The organism is Microcoleus sp. T3_B1 (genome assembly GCF_036700445.1).
GTDB lineage: Bacteria > Cyanobacteriota > Cyanobacteriia > Cyanobacteriales > Microcoleaceae > Microcoleus.
This window is the reverse complement of record NZ_JAUBOX010000069.1, coordinates 1-18,473: the sequence shown is the minus strand read 5'-3', so window position 1 is coordinate 18,473 and position 18,473 is coordinate 1. Positions and strand designations below refer to the sequence as shown.

The 18,473-nt window shown below is 44.4% G+C and carries 14 protein-coding genes; 3 read left to right on the top strand and 11 right to left on the bottom strand.

Annotated features, from left to right (window positions below):
- Window positions 1–117: 117 nt before the first annotated feature.
- Window positions 118–792: a nitroreductase family protein gene (locus QT990_RS27085; protein WP_333144844.1), complete on the bottom strand. Its 675-nt coding sequence runs from the start codon at window positions 790–792 to the stop codon at window positions 118–120.
- Here QT990_RS27085 and QT990_RS27080 point away from each other — a divergent pair.
- Entirely contained in the window at window positions 791–1,003 is a 213-nt protein-coding gene (locus tag QT990_RS27080; protein WP_445305454.1) for a hypothetical protein, read from the top strand. The genes QT990_RS27085 and QT990_RS27080 overlap by 2 nt on opposite strands.
- On the opposite strand, the gene QT990_RS27075 is transcribed toward QT990_RS27080, so the two are convergent.
- The 3 genes from QT990_RS27075 to QT990_RS27065 all read right to left on the bottom strand — a co-directional run bounded on the left by QT990_RS27075 (window position 949) and on the right by QT990_RS27065 (window position 5,496).
- A complete protein-coding gene (locus QT990_RS27075) occupies window positions 949–1,932 on the bottom strand; it encodes a GntR family transcriptional regulator (RefSeq protein WP_333144854.1) in 984 nt (327 codons plus the stop codon). The genes QT990_RS27080 and QT990_RS27075 overlap by 55 nt on opposite strands.
- A 209-nt stretch (window positions 1,933–2,141) precedes the next feature.
- A complete protein-coding gene (locus QT990_RS27070) occupies window positions 2,142–3,704 on the bottom strand; it encodes an adenylate/guanylate cyclase domain-containing protein (RefSeq protein ID WP_333465958.1) in 1,563 nt (520 codons plus the stop codon).
- A gap of 403 nt (window positions 3,705–4,107) precedes the next feature.
- Window positions 4,108–5,496 carry an aminopeptidase P family protein gene (locus QT990_RS27065; protein ID WP_333144846.1) on the bottom strand — a complete coding sequence of 463 codons (1,389 nt, stop codon included), beginning with the start codon at window positions 5,494–5,496 and terminating at the stop codon, window positions 4,108–4,110.
- Window positions 5,497–5,892: 396 nt separating this feature from the next.
- On the opposite strand from QT990_RS27065, the gene QT990_RS27060 reads away from it, so the two are divergent.
- Entirely contained in the window at window positions 5,893–6,336 is a 444-nt protein-coding gene (locus QT990_RS27060) for a DUF4332 domain-containing protein (RefSeq protein WP_333144847.1), read from the top strand.
- 155 nt (window positions 6,337–6,491) lie between these two features.
- Window positions 6,492–6,848, top strand: coding sequence for a Spx/MgsR family RNA polymerase-binding regulatory protein (locus QT990_RS27055; RefSeq protein ID WP_333144848.1), 357 nt, complete (start codon window positions 6,492–6,494; stop codon window positions 6,846–6,848).
- A 63-nt stretch (window positions 6,849–6,911) separates the two neighbouring features.
- Here the strand turns inward: QT990_RS27055 and QT990_RS27050 are convergent, their stop codons facing one another.
- The 7 genes from QT990_RS27050 to QT990_RS27020 all read right to left on the bottom strand — a co-directional run.
- Window positions 6,912–7,340 (bottom strand): GNAT family N-acetyltransferase, encoded by a 429-nt coding sequence (locus QT990_RS27050; protein WP_333104348.1) that lies wholly within the window; start codon window positions 7,338–7,340, stop codon window positions 6,912–6,914.
- Window positions 7,321–8,940: a cyclic peptide export ABC transporter gene (locus QT990_RS27045; protein WP_333144849.1), complete on the bottom strand. Its 1,620-nt coding sequence runs from the start codon at window positions 8,938–8,940 to the stop codon at window positions 7,321–7,323. Before QT990_RS27045 ends, QT990_RS27050 begins: the two co-directional genes overlap by 20 nt.
- 140 nt (window positions 8,941–9,080) lie before the next feature.
- Window positions 9,081–9,686 (bottom strand): Uma2 family endonuclease, encoded by a 606-nt coding sequence (locus QT990_RS27040; protein ID WP_333144850.1) that lies wholly within the window; start codon window positions 9,684–9,686, stop codon window positions 9,081–9,083.
- Window positions 9,687–9,950: 264 nt separating this feature from the next.
- Window positions 9,951–11,522 (bottom strand): NAD(P)H-quinone oxidoreductase subunit N, encoded by a 1,572-nt coding sequence (locus QT990_RS27035; RefSeq protein ID WP_333144855.1) that lies wholly within the window; start codon window positions 11,520–11,522, stop codon window positions 9,951–9,953.
- Between the two features lie 437 nt (window positions 11,523–11,959).
- On the bottom strand, window positions 11,960–12,973 hold the full coding sequence (locus QT990_RS27030) for a poly(ethylene terephthalate) hydrolase family protein (protein ID WP_333144851.1): 1,014 nt from the start codon (window positions 12,971–12,973) through the stop codon (window positions 11,960–11,962).
- 308 nt (window positions 12,974–13,281) lie between these two features.
- Complete coding sequence (locus tag QT990_RS27025; protein WP_333144852.1) at window positions 13,282–14,637, bottom strand: response regulator; 1,356 nt, start codon at window positions 14,635–14,637, stop codon at window positions 13,282–13,284.
- A partial coding sequence (locus QT990_RS27020) for a PAS domain S-box protein (RefSeq protein ID WP_333465957.1) occupies window positions 14,634–18,473 on the bottom strand: 3,840 nt, incomplete at its 5' end. The genes QT990_RS27025 and QT990_RS27020, both read right to left, overlap by 4 nt.

Sequence of the window (18,473 nt, the reverse complement as noted above, 5' to 3'; positions counted from 1 at the left end):
TGGAATTTTAGATTTTAGATTGCAGAACAGTCGGGATTTTTGATCTGTTTGAACTTTGACCCCGATTCATTCCAAATCTTAACTCTGAAAATTCAAGTCGCCACAAAATCTTAACTCTCAAATCTCAGCTTGCAAAGCCTGTCCATAACTTTCGCTGTAATAAACTTGAGTCACGTCAAAACGTCCGCCATATTGTTTCAAAGGTGCTGCTGCATAACCAAGCGGCAGCAAACAGCAAACATCTACTTCTTCGGGAATTTGAAAAGCTTCTTTCACCTTAGCGCTGACAAAACCTTCCATCGGACAACTGTCTACCCCAAAGCTTTTAGCTGCAATCATTAAGTGGGCTACTGCGAGCATTGTATGTCTGTTTGTCCAAGCTTCTAGGGACTCGAAGCAGGGACGGTTCTCGAACAATTGCGGGATTGCTTGTCGCATATAACCGGCTAAATTGTCATTCATTGCGCCTGTGGTTTTGCCCAAGTCGATGACGGCTTCGGTGTTTTCGGGCCTGGCGGCGCGCCGATCGCCACAACAGATTAATACTGTTGGGGCTTCTACCACTTGGCGCTGATCGAAGGCGCAAGCTTTTAATTTTTCTTTGCTGGCTGCGTTTTGAATTACGATAAACCGCCAAGGCTGCAAGTTGTAACCAGAGGGCGATCGCACTCCCAATCGCAAAATCTCTGCCAATATTGCTGGGGGAATCGGATCGGGTTGGAAACTGCGCGCGGCCCGCCGGCTTTCGATCGCCGTTTTAACATTAATTGAAGGTTGGATTTCAATTGTCATGGGTTATTGGTTATTAGTTATTGGTTATTGGTTATTGGTTATTGGTTATTGGTTATTGGAAATTAGAACAACAAATAACAACTGCCAACTGTCAACTGCTAACTATCAACTGTCAACTATCAACTGTCAACTGTCAACTGTCAACTGTCAACTGACTTACCCCAAGCCCAACTCGCGCTTGAGCAAATTAATCGACTTAGATCCGATGTAATTTTCGGAGCATATCAGTTGCGGGGGACGAATAATATCTTCTCTAGCCGCATTGATGGCAGCTTTTACTGTAGCAAAACTCGGTTGGTCGCAAAAAATTGTTCTGGCCGATCGCACGATCGAGTTAATCTTGTACTCGTCTGACACCAAGGCCGTCATCACCAGCAAATCCTCTCCCCGGATGCTGTGGATGATGACTTCGGTCGATCGTAGCATTCCCGGACTCAGGCTAACGAGACCCAAATAACTGTCTTTCGGCAAACCCCCGACTAACTGGATTTCCTGGCTGTAGTCGTAGATGTCTACGGGAATCACTCGCACCGAACGAGGTGCCGAAATCGATTCTGCTTCTCCGATAAAATATCGGCTGGTGATCACAGTTCCCGAAGAGATTTGATCCAAAAAAGTACCTAGCTGTTCCATCGGCACTAACTGTATGGGAATGCGGAGAGCTTGTTCGAGTTCTTTCGCCATCAGTTCACCCACGCCGATGTCTTCTGTGGGGGCTGTGACGACCACGCGGGCGCTGCACCTGAGCCGCCAGTCAATTTCGGCCAAAAATAATTCCCTCGCTTGGTTGAGCGTACAGCCCTGTCCCAGCAGTTGATCGATACTTCCTTGCACTATTTTGTTGGCAAGGGGATATTCTTCGAGGATCGGAGATTTGAGTTTGTTGCCGCCTTCGTTGCCTAGGGCGCGGACGTAAATGCCCGATCCTGCTTGGGCTTCTACGAGTCCGGTATTTTCGAGCTGGCGGTATACTTTGCTGATGGTGTTGCGGTGCAAACCCGTCTGCATGGCTAGCTGTCTGGTGCTGGGCAAGCGGTGTCCGGGCGGAAATTGTCGCGAGGCGATCGCAAACCTAATTTGATTGAATAGTTGGGTGGATGCTGGAATATCGCTATCGGTTTGAATATGAAATTGAACCATTATTAAAGGCTCCGACGACTTCAACTTAGTATTTTTATAAGGTCGAGTACCGCGCCTAGGATTGCTGCGATATCTCTGTCTATAGCATAATCTTATTTGGTTGATCTGCAGCAGCCGTTCTGCCGAGCGGGCGATCGCACCTTCGAGGCGATCGATCGCAGCCTCCGGCATTTCCTCAACAATCAGGTAGTTTCAAGTCTTAGTTTTATTTACTCTGCAATTTTGAGATCGCTTCCTGTTTTTCTCCCCGTCAGTAAATAAGTTTGCATTGGCCCTTTACCTTTAATCTCGATCTCGCCGCGATCTTCAAATTCATATTTATCCTGCAGCAACTTATGAGTATAATGGCTGACTTGAATGCGGCCTGTTATGCCGTGAGATTCCATACGGCTGGCTGTATTTACCGCATTTCCCCACAAATCGTAAATAAATTTTTTAGTGCCGATTACCCCTGCTACCACCGGGCCGCTATTAATCCCGATGCGGAGCTCAAATTTCGCGTCTAGCTTCACATTTAATTTCTCAATTGCTACTAGCATATCCAGCGCCATTTCGGCGATCGCCTCTGCGTGGTCTGGGCGTTCAATGGGAATGCCGCCTGCTACCATGTAAGCGTCCCCGATCGTCTTGATTTTTTCTAAGCCGTGCTTCTCACTCAGTTGGTCAAAAGCTGAGAAAATTTCATTCAGCAAGTACACTAATTTAGTTGCGGACATGGTGGTAGAAATTTGGGTAAAATTCACCAAATCAGCAAAAAGAATTGTTGCTTTTTCAAACTTGTCTGCAATTACCCCCGGTTCGTGCTTCAACCGATCCACGATCGGTTCGGGCAAAATATTTAGCAGTAAACCGTCAGTTTTTCTCTGTTCTTTCTTGAGTGCAGCTTCCATCTTCTTGCGCTTGGAAATGTTGTGAAAAAACACAGAAAGGCCGTCGTGACCAGGAAAAACCCGGACTTCCAACCACACTTTTAAGGGAAGATAATATTTTTCAAAACTCACTCCAACTTGTTTCGCTACCGCTGCATGATACTCTTCATAAAAATCAGAACTCACTAATTCGGGAAACTCTTCCCAAATATTTTTACCATAAATTTCTTCCGGCGATCGCTGCAAAAATTGCCCTGCTTTGTAATTGACGTAAGTAAATCGCCACTGGGTGTCTAAAGCAAAAAAAGCATCGCTCATTCCTTCTAAAAAATTGACAATTTGCTCGTCTGTAGAACGGAGTTTGGCTTCTACTTGTTTGTTCCTGATCTGTGCGCGCTTTAATTTAGTTATATTTATTCGCAACTCCATTTGGTTAATAATTTGCCGTCCTAAAGTCCGCAGCGCTTCTAGCTGTTGTGGGGTGAGATTACGAGGAACTGTATCTATCGCGCACAAAGTGCCGATCGGATAACCGTCAGGAGTTACTAGCGGGGCTCCAGCATAAAACCGAATATTGGGATCGGAAGTTACTAGCGGATTGCCGACAAAGCGATCGTCATCTAAAGCATTGGGTACAACTAGCAATTCGTTGGGATTTAAAATAGCGTGGGCGCAAAAAGCTGACTCTCTCGGAGTTTCGGGCGCTTCCAGGCCGACTTTGGATTTAAACCACTGTCGGTTAGAATCTATTAAGCTTACTAAAGCAATAGGAGTGCCGCAAATATAGGATGCTAAAGCTGTTAGATCATCAAAAGCTGCTTCGGCTTCTGTGTCGAGAATGTTGTAGCGGTGAAGTGCTTCTATTCTCTCTTCTTCGTTGCTGGGCAAAGGTGCAGCTTGCATCGGCGGCCGCGAGGATATAGGTTTGCGAACAATGCGTGGAAGTATTAGTGCAGCGAATTTTCTGACTTGCGAGACCACTTTTTTAACTAATATCAAAAGACTTGTTGGCCAACCTTTATTCATCTTTATTTATTTTTTTTCACCCCTGATGGAACTGCGTATGTGCGATATCATTGGTGTCAACTTAAGCCTGAAACCCCTGATCAATGTCGCTTTTAGGTAAAGTCTAGATCCCCCTAAATCCCCCTGATTGTTGGGGAGTAGGGGTTGACTTTGAGAAGACTCCTGTCCCCCCCTTATTAAGGGGGGCGCCAGGGTGATCTAGCCTTAATAGTCAAACATCAGTCTCTAACTGGGTTTGACGTTAAGTTGACACCAATGGTGCGATCGAACTCGGCTCTACTTACGTATTTACCGCAACTAACTCCTCAATCTCCGGAGCTTTTGTGGGCAATTTGCCTGTCAATACTTCTCTACCCTCATCGATGACAAGTATATCATCTTCTATGCGTATCCCCCGCACATCGGCGAATTTTTCCAACTCCTCCCACTTAACAAAATCTTCATATTTAGCGCGGTTTTCTGGGTTATTTAAGATGGCCGGAACTTGATAAAATCCCGGTTCGATCGATACCAGCATTCCCGGACGCAAAACTCGATTCAACCGCAAAAATCCCAACCCAAACCGACTGCTTCTCGTTCTTCCTTCTTCATAGCCAGCCAAATCTCCTAAATCTTCCATATCGTGAACATCTAAACCAATTAAATGTCCGATTCCATGTACAAAAAACAGCGCGTGAGCATCCATTTCTACCAAATCTTCAACATTGCCCCGCAAAATACCTAAATCAACTAATCCTTCCGCCATAATCCGAGCAGCTAACAGGTGAATGTCTCGATATTCCACCCCCGCACTAACTTTATCAATACAAGCATCGTGTGCTGCCAAAACTACATCATAAATCGCTCTTTGAGTCGGAGAAAACTTGCCAGAAACCGGCCAAGTGCGAGTCACATCAGCCGCCCATCCCGTTGATGTTTCCGCACCGACATCTGCTAACAGCAAATCTCCTGTTTGTAGGGGATTGTGATAATGTTCGCTGTGCAGCACTTCTCCATGCACCGTCACGATACTAGGATAGGCATAGGTCATATTTTTGGAGATGATGACACTTTCCATTGCAGCGCGCACCCCTGCTTCAATTTGAGCATTTCGGGTTGCCGCCATTCCCGCTTTGTGAGCTTCTACAGTGACAGCTGCAGCTTGACGCAATTCGGCCAAAGTGGCTGCATCGTGGCTCAGGCGCAGAGATATGATGGCCTTGGTTAATTCTAGGTCGATTCCGGTTGGCGAGTTGGGCGGTGCCAGAGGGCGATCTAGAATTTGAGACTGTTGCAACTGAGTCCAAGAATCCTGAATTGCGATAGTTGCTGCATTTGTTGAGCGCGCTTTCAATTCCGTCATTGGAAAAGCAGCATCAGCCCCAATTAGTTCGGCAATTTCTGCTCTTTTCGGCATTTCTCCGTGCCAAAGAGTGCTGCTAGCAGGTGCGTCATCTAAGAACAATTCTAATTTGCCCGATTCTAAGCGAATGGCAGCATTTTCTAAGGGCAAACCAGCAAAATATAGAAAGTGACTGCTGGCACGAAAGGGATAAGTAAGTGCCGGATAATTGCGAGGAATGCTGCGCCCCGACCATAAAATTACCGGAAAATTAATTAAACTAGCCAGTTTTTGCCGCCGTAGGTGTAGAGTATTAGTTAACAAATCATCACCTTGTGTAATTGTCATGGGTAAAAACCTATAATTTAGAGTTGGGTTTGCAGTCAGCCACAAGTTTTTGCATTCTCAGCATTAAAGCACTAAAATTCTGACTGCCAACTTGGCAGGCATTTTTGAGAAAATTCTCATCGGTCACTTCTTTTTTGCTAGCATTTATAGGCTGTCTTTTTTATAGTCTTGGTCGTCATCACCCGGATGATTGGGTTAAGCTGTAAGCCCGATCCCCAGTCAGTAAAAACAGGCTGAAACGGCTACTCCGCAGGCAATTAGCAGAAAGGTCACAACCCCCGCAATTAGTCAAATTCCTGGGTCTGGTTTTTGTTGATTGGGTGACGTGAGCGAGATCCTCTATTGACTGTTTGATATATGAGACTTTAAAGTATAAGTAAAATTAACAGAAAAAACATGAAAATTTCTCATAAAGCTCCTCAAACTTCTGTGCAAGTAAGCGACTGGCCGATAGCACATTTACCGGGATTGAGCAAGGAAAACCAATCTCAACTGGAAGAGTGCAGCATCACCACAACCGGACAACTAATTCGCCTGACGAAAACGCAGGCGGCGAAAGTGTTGCTAGCCAATCAATTACAGATTAACATTCAATATGTTAATAAATGGGTAGCGATGGCAAATTTGGCTCGAATTCCAAGTGTAGGGTGTCAGTATTGCGGGCTGTTACTTCACGCCGGCGTTGCTTCGCCGGCTCAATTGGCTCAAATGCCCGTCGAGAGATTGCACCAACAAATTTTAAGGCTGCACGTAGCGACAATGCAGCGCAATGACTTAACTCCTTCAGTCGATCGCGTGCAAAAATGGGTTCAACAAGCTAGATTAGTCAGTAGTCATTAGTCAGTTGTCAGTTGTCAGTTGTTAGTTGTCAGTTGTCATTTGTTAGTTGTTATTAGCCAACAGTCAACAGTCAACAGTCAACAGTCATTAGTCAGTTGTTATTAGTCAACAGTCAACAGTCAACAGTCAACAGTCAACAGTCAACACTCATTATTATGTCAATTCAAGTTTACGGAATCCCGAACTGCGGAACCTGCAAAAAAGCTTTCCAGTGGCTCAAAGATAGCGATGTTAATTACGAGTTCATTGACACAAAAGAACAGCCGCCGACTCGCGAAACAATCCAAAGCTGGGTAGCTGCTTTGGGTTTTCAACCCATGCGAAATACTTCAGGTCAATCCTACCGCGCTTTGGGCGACGACAAGAATAATTGGACTAGCGAACAGTGGGTAGAGGCTTTTGCTAAGGATGCGATGCTGCTGAAACGTCCTATGTTTGTTAAAGATGGAACGGCTGTTTTAGTAGGCTTTAGAGAGACACCAGATGTGATGCGAGAAAAGTTGGGAATTTAGAAGGGCCCTTATGGGCGCACCTTACGGCTACGAATAAATGCAGATGAAAGAAAATTACTAATCTCAGGACTTTTTTCGTTTCATAAATTTCCTCTCGCCCACATCATCACTGAAGCCCCACCGTTCATAAAATGGTATCATCTTCGGCAAACAGTGAAGTCCTAATGTTTCAACAGCTTGCAATTTAGGATGATTTACAACTGCATCCATCAACTTCACACCTAGTCCCATCTTGCGGTGCGTTGGGTTGACGATGACATCACAAATTGTTGCTCTGTACACAAAATCGGTGATAACGCGAGTAAAAGCAATTAGCCGATCGCTCTCATCGACAAAACCAATGATAACATCAGTCGCCGCCAGCATTTTCACAACATCCTCCCGCGTCCGCTTGTCACTCCAAAACTCGTTTTTGTACAAATCCATCAAGTCGGAAACCTGGCTTTCGGTCAAAGTTTCGACAATTCGGTACTTATCCATTTGAGCGGTCATACTCTACTTTACCGTAATCTAGTTTAATTGCGCGATCGGCAATATCAAAATAGCGATCGTCGTGACTAATCACAAACACCGTTTTCCCCCGCCGCTTCAACTCTGGTAGCAACTGCTTGTAAAAAATATCGCGGAAAAACGGATCTTGATCCGAAGCCCATTCATCAAACAAATAAATCGGTCTATCTTCCAAATACGCCGTCAGCAAAGCCAGCCGCTTTCGCTGTCCCTGAGACAAAGCCGTAGTTGACAAAACTCCATCTTTCACCTGAACTTTATTGTCCAAATGAAACTCTCGCAAATATTCAGCAGCCTGCTTGTCCAAATCGTGATTAGTCATCCCCAAAAGCCTTTCAAACAGATAGAAATCCGAAAAAATTGCCGAAAAATTCTGCCTGTAGCACTCACGATTCTCATCAGTAATTGGCTGACCATCTAGGAGAATTTCTCCCGATTCAGGAATGTACAAACCAGTGATTAACTTAGCTAAAGTAGACTTACCGCTGCCGTTACCGCCAATTATAAACACCAATTGACCCGGATGAAACTTCAAATTCAGCTCGCCCAAACTAAAATTGCTGTCTTCTTTTTCTCCCGGATAGCTGTGAATTATTCGATTTAACTCCAGCGTCTCCCACTCAGCAGTTTGAAACGGTTTAACCGCTGAATTTATCTCAGCTTGACTTGCCAAGGCCAATCCCATCCTCTCTATCTTTTCGACAGAAGTATTAGCACGAAAAATCGCCGGCAACCTTTGCAAAATATTGTTAAACGGAGACATCAAATAGGTACTTGTCAGAATGTAAGCTGACAAAACCGGAGTTGAAACCGGCACAAATTTCGGCAAAGCAAACAGCAGCAAACCCATCAGCATAAAAAATAGCAACTGACCCACTCCAATCGCAACTGCACCAGTATTCAAAGCAGTCACGTTATAATCGCGGGAAGCATCAGCACTCACCTGCAATTCTTCCGTAAAAAACTCTTGGCGGCGCAAGGAATGCAGTTTAAGTTCCTTAATTCCATCAGTAATACTGCGAAAATGCTTAAATAATATATCTTGTTCTTCTCTGGCTAAATCGAAGAATTTCCGCATTTTGCTGAGCAACAACTGCACCGTGCCAATCATCAGCACCAGAAAACTAAATACAACAACAAAAACCGTACCCGAAATCGTGCTTAAATAAGTTAAGCAGCCCACGACAACAGCGATATCAACACAGAGAAAAGGAATCAAAAATATAGTATTAGAAAGCGTTCCCACATCATCCGTGAGAGTTGCCAGCAAGCGGTTAGCACCCAACTCTTCCAAATTCCGCAAAGGAGTAGACAAAATGCCACGGCTCAAACTCAGCCGCAGATTGTAAACAGCTTCTTGAGAAAGGTAGATTAACAAAAATTGGGATACAAAGCCACTCAAAAGAGCCAAGATTGCTAATCCCGCAAAATACCAGACTAAATTCCCATTGGAATTGTCGCTGATTGCACGATTAATTAGGGAAATTAACATAGCGCTGCAACCGCCGCTGATTAAGCCTGTGAGTATGGCAATGGAAACATTTAACCAAGAAGCCTTTAACAGTAACCAAATTACATTCATCTAATTTTACTCTTAATTTAAATTTGGAAACTCACGTGCAAACCAACGAAATCCCCGACTTCTTGGTAACAATCTCGATTACTACTGAATAAATTTGATTCAGCAGTCGAGTCTCTTGATATTCGCATCCCCCAATAGCATTAATTTTCTTCTTGTACTTCCGTTTCCTGGGTTTCAAATACAACCAGCTCATAAATATCGAGCATCGACATTTGCACTTCCACTGAAGCGAAGGAAACTATTGCTGATTCTCCCTCATATTCCCGAAACAACCATTCATTTGATTCGGTTTTAATATATTGTGCGACTAAAAACTCAGATTGATTGACTAACACATATTCACGGAATTCAGGGATAGATCGATAAAACCGAAACTTATCCTCTCGATCAAAATCCTTGGTAGACTTAGAAAGCACTTCCACAATCAGCACAGGATTGAGTATTTCATCTTTCCGTCCCTCTGTGCAAACTAATTCTCCTTCAACTACCATCACATCTGGATAAGTCCCGCGTCGATACCGAGGAATCCACAACCGCAAATCGCTCATAAATGGTCTGGCATTCTTTCCCCGCAAAGCAGATTTTAAGAACGCATAAATATTACCGATGATCTGGCTGTGATTAATACTACCACCCGTCATTTTTACAATTTCTCCATCGCGGTATTCATTTCTAAACTCAGCAGTTTCCTCTAACTCCCGGTACTCATCTGGACTATAAAACTTTGCCTTACTTTGTACTAACATTGTTGCCTCTGTACTAACTTTTATCTGCGTTAATCTGCGTTAATCTGCCTACATCTGCGGTTAAAAATCATAATTATAGCGGTTCTCAAGCGTGGTGAGGTAGGCCCTATGCCCACGGAGGCCTATGCCCACGGAGGCCTATGCCCTATGCCCATGAGTACCTCATATGAGAGCTCGAAAGGCTATAACAGTATATCACAACAAAAAAGAAACGCCCAACTGCAAAGAGTCAGGCGTTTTCTACTATTTCAAAACCAGGAAAAATTAATCCCCGCGAGACACCAAATTCGAGTCAATTTTAGCAGCCACAACAGGTTGCACATGACTCAATGCCGACTGCAACATGGGAGTTTTGGTAATAGCATCATTAGCCAAATTAAACAAAGGATTCGACAAAATTCCCGCCAATGTTGTCGCCACCAAAGTGAGTACAACGCTGACTTGCAAAGGGCGCATTCCCTGAAGGTTCCAGCGAATTTCGGGATAATTTTTCACCGCGTCTGACATTTCTTGAGGTTCTTTTACAACCATCATCTTGACAACACGGATGTAGTAGTAAATCGAAACTACGCTGGTAATTAATCCCAGAATAACTAAGCCGTAAAGTCCTGCTTGCCAGCCCGCCCAGAACAGATAGATTTTGCCGAAAAATCCAGCCAGGGGCGGAATTCCACCGAGAGAAAGCAGGCAAATACTTAAGGCTAAAGTTAACAGCGGATCTTTTTGGTACAAACCTGAGTATTCGCTAATTTGGTCGGTTCCCGTCCGCAGCGAGAACAGGATGATGCAGGCGAAAGCACCCAAGTTCATAAACAGGTAAACCAACATATAAAATATCATGCTGGAGTAACCGGCTTCTGTTCCTGCAATCAAACCCAGCATTACAAAACCGGCTTGGGCGATCGACGAATAAGCCAAAAGCCGCTTCATGCTAGTCTGGGCGAGGGCAACCACATTTCCCAACACCATGCTGAGAATGGCTAAGGCCGTGAACACGAACTGCCACTGTTCGATAAGTGCGGGGAAAGCAGTTGTTAACAAGCGGATTGCTAGGGCAAAACCTGCTGCTTTGGAACCGACAGAAAGAAAGGCAACAACGGGTGTAGGAGAACCTTCGTAAACGTCAGGAGTCCACTGGTGAAAGGGAACTGCAGAGATTTTGAAGGCGATTCCGGCGATCGCAAAAACCAAAGCAATCACCAAACCGAGAGATTGACCTTCATTCACCGTAGAAAGGTTAGCCGCGATCGCACTCAGCTTAGTTTCGCCACCAGACAAGCCGTACAGCAGCGACAGCCCGTAGAGAAACACCGCCGAAGAAGACGACCCAATTAACAAATATTTCAAAGCAGCTTCATTGGAACGCGGGTCGCGTTTTGTGTAACCCGTCAGCAAATAAGACGAGATACTCAGAGTTTCCAACGAAATAAAAATCATCACCAATTCATCAGCGCCGCTGAGGAACATTCCCCCCAAAGTAGCGGTCAGCAAAATGCCGATAAATTCCGCTAAAGCGGTACCCGTTTGCAGTACATAGCGGACGGATATCAAAATAGTGACAGCCGTACTCAAAGCGATAATTCCGCGAAACACTAAACTCAAGGCATCGCTGTTAAAACCGCCCAGAAACGAGATGGTATCCGTGTTATCCCACTGCAAACACAAGGCAGCGACGGCGGCCAGCAAACCCGCAACGGCAACGTAGGGAGTCCAACCCGAGGAACTGCGGCCTACGATTAAATCGCCGACGAGAACCACCAAGAGGGTGATGATGACAATTCCCTCTGGCAAGATAGTTCCAGCATTTAGCTGGGCAGCAAGAGTAGCAAAATCCATATTTTCAGGCAGGTTGGGTAGTACAAGCCGCAAAGGCTGTAATGGGCTGTGAACTTGTAAAAATTCTTTACCAAACACAGATTGTAGCGGATTACAGCTTCGCGATCCCACTTGGGCGGGTGTTTGTTGCCGGAGAGTCGGCGGGGAGTCGGCGGGGAGTCGGCGGGGAGTCGGCGGTTGAAACCGCGTCTATACAAACAATGTCTGCCTCCGCAGACTGAAGAATTTAGAGGAATATCATGTCCTAAGAGAACTACCACAATCAGATGGGTTCGATCGTTTGGACTTTACTCAACCGTTATCGATATAGAATTACTGTACATAGATGGTTAACACAATATAGTGCTCGCCGTCTGTCAGATAAGTGATGCCCAATAATAAAAATGTAGGCACACTATCTATTAACTTTAATCTATCTTACGTTTTTTTAGGTGGAGCTACTTAGAAGATGGTTTGGGAACTGCAACGGTGGTAACACGGACATTCGGATCGAGGGCGTCACCTTGAGAGTAAATATAATCAAATGCCGATCGATCTTTAAGCATATTTGCCCGCAAAAACAGGGCGCTCCAACGGGCGATCGTTTCAATACCCACGGCTCGCTCTAAGGTAGCAGTATTGCGATCGGGCATCGCACCAGCGGGGTTATTAACATTGGTAATGCCGAAGTGATTTGCACCCATAACAGTAATCAAAGCTTTGGGTGGTGTTTGAATTTGGTCAAAGGTGCTTTGAGCTCGATCGGGCAGGGCGACACCATCGATAGATCCTTGAATCAACGCCACTGCAATGCCATCATTAGCGATGGGTACAAATTCATTAGCAATGGGATTCCGCAGGTTAGCTCCAAAAAATGCACCCGCTAATAGTTCTTTCGGGCGCGTAAATGGCTCTTGACACAAATACAATTCTGGGAGACATTTGTTAGCAATAACGGATAACCCCACTGCACCACCAAAAGAATGACCCAATAAACCAAGGCGCTGCGTATCGATAACAGACGCGATCGGAGATGTGGGCTTTGTGTTTTCGATCGCCATTTGAGACAAAACCGCCGCAATTTGCGAAGTTTCCGACGCCAAATTAGGCGGTGAAGTGGGATTGAAGGGCGAAGGGCGCAAATGATTCGGAACAACTACCACAAAGCCGTACCGCGCCACATGGCTAGCGTAATCTGAATAAAATGATTTATCTACAAGCGCACCTTGCAATAACAGTACAATGGGGAAAGAGTAATTACCCGAATTAAGATCGGATGGTTTAGGATAATAAATATCAGCTAAATCGTTATTAGCAGATATAGTCGTACTGTAAAAGCTAGTTTCTTTAAATGGCGGTGCATAATCGATTGTTGTGGCAAGGACTTTGCCCCCAAGGACAACCAACGCAGCAATTGCACAAACAATTGCTAGGGTTTTTACGGAAAAAAGATCGGGGTTTAAATTCATCATTATTTTGGGTTTGAGAGTGCGTGCATAAGCTACTAAAAAAAAGCAATTTGGCGACTTGCCATTAAGGGAAATTTGTGTAAAGATTGCAAATCATAATGATATCATGTCCCCTCGACCGCAATTTTTGTAGGGGCGGGTTCACCCACAATACCTGCCAATAATTGACAATCTCAAAAACCCGCCCCGACCGGGATATTATGGTTAATCGATCGGGCATGATATGACTCCTAAATAAACACGATTCACGATTTTAGACCCTTTTTGACTACTTTTATTTTAGCGTGGATTATACCCCGACCAAATCTGCTTTAAAAAAAACCTTTTTTAGAGTGGTAAATCGGAATTTCGACGGCTAATGTCGCCCCTTGATCCGGTATCGAAAAACAACGGAGTTGCCCCCCGTGGTTGTCCACTACAATAGTATAGCTAATCGATAACCCCAACCCCTTTCCTTGACCCACTTTCTTCGTTGTAAAAAATGGCTCAAATATGCGTTGTTGAATATCTTCGGTTATGCCGGGCCCATTATCAGTAATATAAATACCCACTTGAAAGTCGGAGAGTAATTTCGTGCAAATAGTAATAGTAGGGATTGGGCTGGTATCATCTACATCATTTGCCAAACATTTTTGGGATTGCAACGCCTCAATCGCATTAGTCAGAACATTCATAAAAACCTGATTAATTTGCCCTGCGTAGCATTCTATCTTTGGCAGATCCTCATACTCTTTTACCACTTTAATTATCGTTTGGTCTGCTTCATCTTTCAGCCGATGCTGCAAAATCATCAGCGTACTTTCAAGCCCTTCATGGATATCTACCGCTTTCAACTCAGCTTCATCGAGGCGGGAAAAATTCCGTAGCGAGTGCACTATTTCTCCGATTCGGTCAGCTCCTATGCTCATAGAAGCAATTAGCTTCGGCAAGTCATTCCTGAGAAAAGTGAAATCGATTGCCTCCAGTTGTTCCTGGATAGCTGCTGTGGGATTGGGGAAATCTTCTGCGTAGAGTTGCACCAGCCTCAGCAAATCTTCAGTGTACTCCCTTACGGGCGAGAGGTTCCCTTTAATGAAGCTAATCGGATTGTTAATTTCGTGAGCTACTCCTGCTACAACATTCCCCAAACTTGACATTTTCTCGCTTTGGATGAGTTGAGCTTGTGCATTTTGTAACTGTTGTAGAGCCAGCTCTAGTTCTTGGGCTTTCTCTCGCTCTTTAGCCTCTGACTCCTGCAATCGCGCATTTTGCTCGTGCAATTTTTTTTGCAAACGCTGAAGAGTTAGTTGATTTTCGACACGAGCTAAAACTTCTTCTAAATGAAATGGCTTGGTGATGTAATCTACTCCTCCAACAGCAAAGGCTGTGACTTTATCCAACACTTGATCTAGGGCGCTCAAGAAAATAACTGGAATACCCGAAGTTCTGCCATCCGCTTTTAAATGTTGGCAAACTTCGTAGCCATTCATCTGGGGCATCGTGATGTCGAGCAAAATTAAATCTGGTGGGGTTGAACGTGCTGCTTTTAATGCCATTTCCCCGTTTATTACGCCCCGAACTTTATATCCTTTGTCGCTCAACATAGTGGATAAAAGACGCAGGTTGTCTGGGGTATCGTCCACCACTAAAAGATTTGCAACATGAGATTCTAATTGCTGGCTGTTCATGGAATATTTTCTTCAGTTAAGTTAGTAATTTTATCAAAACGAAAGTTGTTAGCCCAATCAGCGATAGCCTCCGCAAAAGAAGTATTAGATTCAGGAATTGCGGCGACCAAACTTAAAATCAGCTCTGCATCAGCATCGATAGCTGCTTGATGTAACTGTATCACCCACTCCGCAGGCATTGTCCCCAAAGTTGTCCTTAAATTTTCAGTTTTTTCCCCTTCTTTTACACTCAAGTCTTGACCCTCAAGCTGAGATAATGTAAAGTTCGGTAAATCTTCATAGATATACTGTACCCCTAAATGTTCAGCCATTTTGGCAAAAATAACTTCTTCTTGGAAAGGCTTGCTCACAAAATCGTCACAGCCTGATGATAAAACAATGGCTCGCTCCTCCTCAAAAGCGCTAGCGGTCAACGCAACAATCGAGGTAGCCTCATCTTGAATCTTGGCTTTAATTTGTCTGGTGGCCTCATACCCATCTATCACAGGCATTTGCATATCCATCCAAATTAGGTGGGGTTTCCAAGTTTCCCAGATTGTAATAGCTTCTTGACCATTTACTGCTTCGCGTACCTCCAAGCCAAGCGGTTCGAGAACATTAACCAATAGCAAACGGCTCTCCCATTTATCATCAACCACCAAGATGCGATACGAGGGTTGGTTGGGTTCTAAACCAATTACCCGCCTTCTTGATTGTCGAGGTTGAATTTCAGCCATATCAGGGGAGCTAATTTGGATATCAAAACTAAAAGTTGTTCCTCGATTCAAGGTACTGCTGACGGTAATGTCTCCTCCCATCAGTTGTACGAATTGTCTGCTGATGGGTAAACCCAAGCCTGTTCCTTCTTGAGATTTCCGACCTGCGTCAGTTTGCACAAAAGCCTTAAATAGAGAATCTAGCTCAGTAGGAGCAATGCCGTAACCAGTGTCTTCCACTTCAAACGTAAGAGTCCGTGGTTCGTTGTCTATGGGGGACTTTTGTTTCGCACTAATTGCTGCAACCCGAAGCGTTACACTTCCCTTTGTAGTAAACTTTATCGCATTTCCTAGCAGATTAATCAAAACTTGACGCAATTTACTTTCGTCAGTTTTTACATACTGAGGAATGTTAGAACTGATGTGCCAACTGAGCTGTAAACCTTTAGAATCAGCTTTGAGTTTGAGCATTTCTTCGAGAGAATGGAGCAAATGATACAGGTCAAAGCTAGTAGGATTTAAGGTAATCCGACCTGCCTCGATTTTAGACATTTCCAGCACGTCATTAATCAGCGTCAGCAAATGCTCGCCAGAACGACTAATGATGCCAATCTGTCCCTGCTGTATGTGAGAAAGGGATGAGTCGCGGGCTAACACTTGGGTAAAGCCGAGAATTGCATTGAGGGGAGTTCGCAATTCGTGACTCATTTTTGATAAAAATTCGCTTTTAGCCTTGTTAGCCGCATCTGCTACTTCTTTGGCTTGTTGTAAGGCTGCCTCTGCTTTTTTACTTTCCGTAATATCGCTTGCTGTGCCAGTTATTCCTAGAATATTTCCCTCGGAATCCCGCACTACAATTGAATTAAGCCGGAGATTGATAGGTCTGCTGTCTTTAGCTAAGTGTATAGTTTCATACTGAAAGACGGACTCTCCGTTCAGCATACGTTGGAATATCTCGTGATCTTTGGGAAGTTGTTGAGGTGGTTTGAAATCAGTGAATTTTCGCCCTATCATTTCTTCAGGGCAGTAGCCAAAAATCTGTTGGACGGCAGCGTTGACGAAGGTATAACGCCCTTCAGCATCAACTGACCAAATCATATCCTGCGATGTTTCAACTAAGTCACGGTATTTAGCCTCGCTTTCTTTGAGCGCTTCTTCTACCCTTTGACGATCGGTAATGTCGTTAGTGACTAAGAGAATACACGCTTCTCCACCCAGCTCAATAATATCTGCTGATACCAGCATCTTCCTCACCTCGCCTGCGGAAGTACGGCAATCGAATTCCTGATTGCGAAGCACTCCTGATTCTTGCAATAGCTGTTTGTATCTGTCACATTCTTCTAAATTAACCCAAAAATTCAACTCACTTGCTGTAAAACCAATTACCTGTTCGCGAGAGTAACTAAAAGTGCTGAGGAAACTGTCGTTCACTTCGATGTAGCGTCCATCTGCAAACCGGGCGATCGCGATCGGGTTAGGACTGGAACGAAAGGCTTTAGAAAACTTTTCCTCAGACTTGCCCAAGGCTCTTTCTGTCTGCATCCTAACAGCGATTTCCTGTTGCAATTCTTGCGTTCTTTCTATAACCTTACGTTCCAGCGTTCGCGAGTATTCCCCTAATTGATCGTAAAGTTGAGCATTCTCAATGGAAATAGCAATTTGGGCAGATAAAAGTTTTAACAATTCTAGGCGATCGGTAGTAAAAGCCCCTTCAGTCAGGTTATTTTCCAAATAAAGAATGCCAGTCAGCTTACCTTGGTGCAGCAGAGGAGTACAAAGAATAGACTTCGGTTGAGTGGCTGCAATATAAGGATCGCGGGTAAATTGTCCCTCTTGGGCCGCATTATTTAACACCACATTTTCCTGGGTGCGAATCACATAATTGGCGATCGCACAAGCCAGCAAAGGAGTGCCCCCAGAAGCTGCTATCGGATTGAGAGGAAGCGATTGCAGCACACTAACTTCATCCTCCTGCACCGAACCTTCCGCCTCTAGCGCCCAGTTTCCCGCTTTTTCTAAAATCAAAAAACCTTTTTGTGCCCCCGCATTCTCGATCGCAATTTTCATCAATCTTTCCAGCAACCTACTCAAAACTATTTCACCCGAAATCGCGCTCGTTGCTTTCATCACCGTAGCTAAATCTAGCGTCTCACCCAAATTGCTGCTAGTAGTCGCCGTCGTTGTGCGGTTAACCTTTGTTTGAGTAGTTGTCTTCCCTGATGTTCTCACTATTAATTGGGGATACTTTTCCTCCAAACTCTCAACTTTACGTTTAGCCCCCCAGTATTGGTAGCCATAGTGGGCTTTAGTCAGGTAGATGTGGGCAAATTCTTCTTTATCTTTCCCCAACCAGAACTTAGCAGCCAGCTCCGCCGCCAGCGCTTCATTCTGAATAAAATCATGCTCTCTAGCCTCAGCTATCGCGCGATCGTACAAATCCATCGCCGACAAATCTCGACCTGAAATTCTCGCCATTTCTGCCGCCACTAGCGAGAATTTATGTGCAAAACTTTCCGAGCAGTTGTCCGCCCAAACTTTGATTTGTTTCTGATTAGCTTCTAATTGCTGCCAGTAATCTTGTCGCTCCGATTCAGAAACCTCTGAATACAGAGCCGTTAAGATCAGACAACGGTAAAAATAATGGTGAGCACTAGAAATATGGCCCATCAAATAATCAATCAGCTCTGCCGCGCGTTCAGATGCTTCTAGCGCCTCACTATACTGTTCGTAAAGATAGAAAGTCTGCGCCTTTAAAACATAAAACTCACACAGCGCTGCCATGCTTTTACGGTCATAAAAATTTTCTAAATGCTCTTTTTCGCTAACTTCATCCTCTTCACCCATCAGATTTAAAATTGCTATCTTATTAGCAATAATAATATCAATAGCCCAGAAATTTTTAGTGTGATAGCAAAAATGGAGCGACTTGCCAATATCTTCCAAAAGACTATTCAAATTCATGCCTTGGAAGAAATAGGTAATGGTTTGAAACATCCGGTTATAACCCGTCCATTGCAAATTCCCCGATTGCAAGCCAACTTTATAACCTTCGTTATTAATTTCAGCCGTAGTTTTGAGCGGTCTCACCCAGCAGTTTAAGTAATTGGCAAAAATCACACTATCTTGGCAGTTTTGAGACAA

What these genes read in the sequence shown, in the direction of transcription:
- QT990_RS27085 (WP_333144844.1), bottom strand. Translation starts at nt 792, where the DNA reads ATGACAATTGAAATCCAACCTTCAATTAATGTTAAAACGGCGATCGAA.
- QT990_RS27055 (WP_333144848.1), top strand. Translation starts at nt 6,492, where the DNA reads ATGTCAATTCAAGTTTACGGAATCCCGAACTGCGGAACCTGCAAAAAA.
- QT990_RS27050 (WP_333104348.1), bottom strand. Translation starts at nt 7,340, where the DNA reads ATGACCGCTCAAATGGATAAGTACCGAATTGTCGAAACTTTGACCGAA.
- QT990_RS27065 (WP_333144846.1), bottom strand. Translation starts at nt 5,496, where the DNA reads ATGACAATTACACAAGGTGATGATTTGTTAACTAATACTCTACACCTA.
- QT990_RS27075 (WP_333144854.1), bottom strand. Translation starts at nt 1,932, where the DNA reads ATGGTTCAATTTCATATTCAAACCGATAGCGATATTCCAGCATCCACC.
- QT990_RS27070 (WP_333465958.1), bottom strand. Translation starts at nt 3,704, where the DNA reads ATGCAAGCTGCACCTTTGCCCAGCAACGAAGAAGAGAGAATAGAAGCA.
- QT990_RS27045 (WP_333144849.1), bottom strand. Translation starts at nt 8,940, where the DNA reads ATGAATGTAATTTGGTTACTGTTAAAGGCTTCTTGGTTAAATGTTTCC.
- QT990_RS27080 (WP_445305454.1), top strand. Translation starts at nt 791, where the DNA reads ATGGGTTATTGGTTATTAGTTATTGGTTATTGGTTATTGGTTATTGGT.
- QT990_RS27035 (WP_333144855.1), bottom strand. Translation starts at nt 11,522, where the DNA reads ATGGATTTTGCTACTCTTGCTGCCCAGCTAAATGCTGGAACTATCTTG.
- QT990_RS27025 (WP_333144852.1), bottom strand. Translation starts at nt 14,637, where the DNA reads ATGAACAGCCAGCAATTAGAATCTCATGTTGCAAATCTTTTAGTGGTG.
- QT990_RS27040 (WP_333144850.1), bottom strand. Translation starts at nt 9,686, where the DNA reads ATGTTAGTACAAAGTAAGGCAAAGTTTTATAGTCCAGATGAGTACCGG.
- QT990_RS27030 (WP_333144851.1), bottom strand. Translation starts at nt 12,973, where the DNA reads ATGATGAATTTAAACCCCGATCTTTTTTCCGTAAAAACCCTAGCAATT.
- QT990_RS27060 (WP_333144847.1), top strand. Translation starts at nt 5,893, where the DNA reads ATGAAAATTTCTCATAAAGCTCCTCAAACTTCTGTGCAAGTAAGCGAC.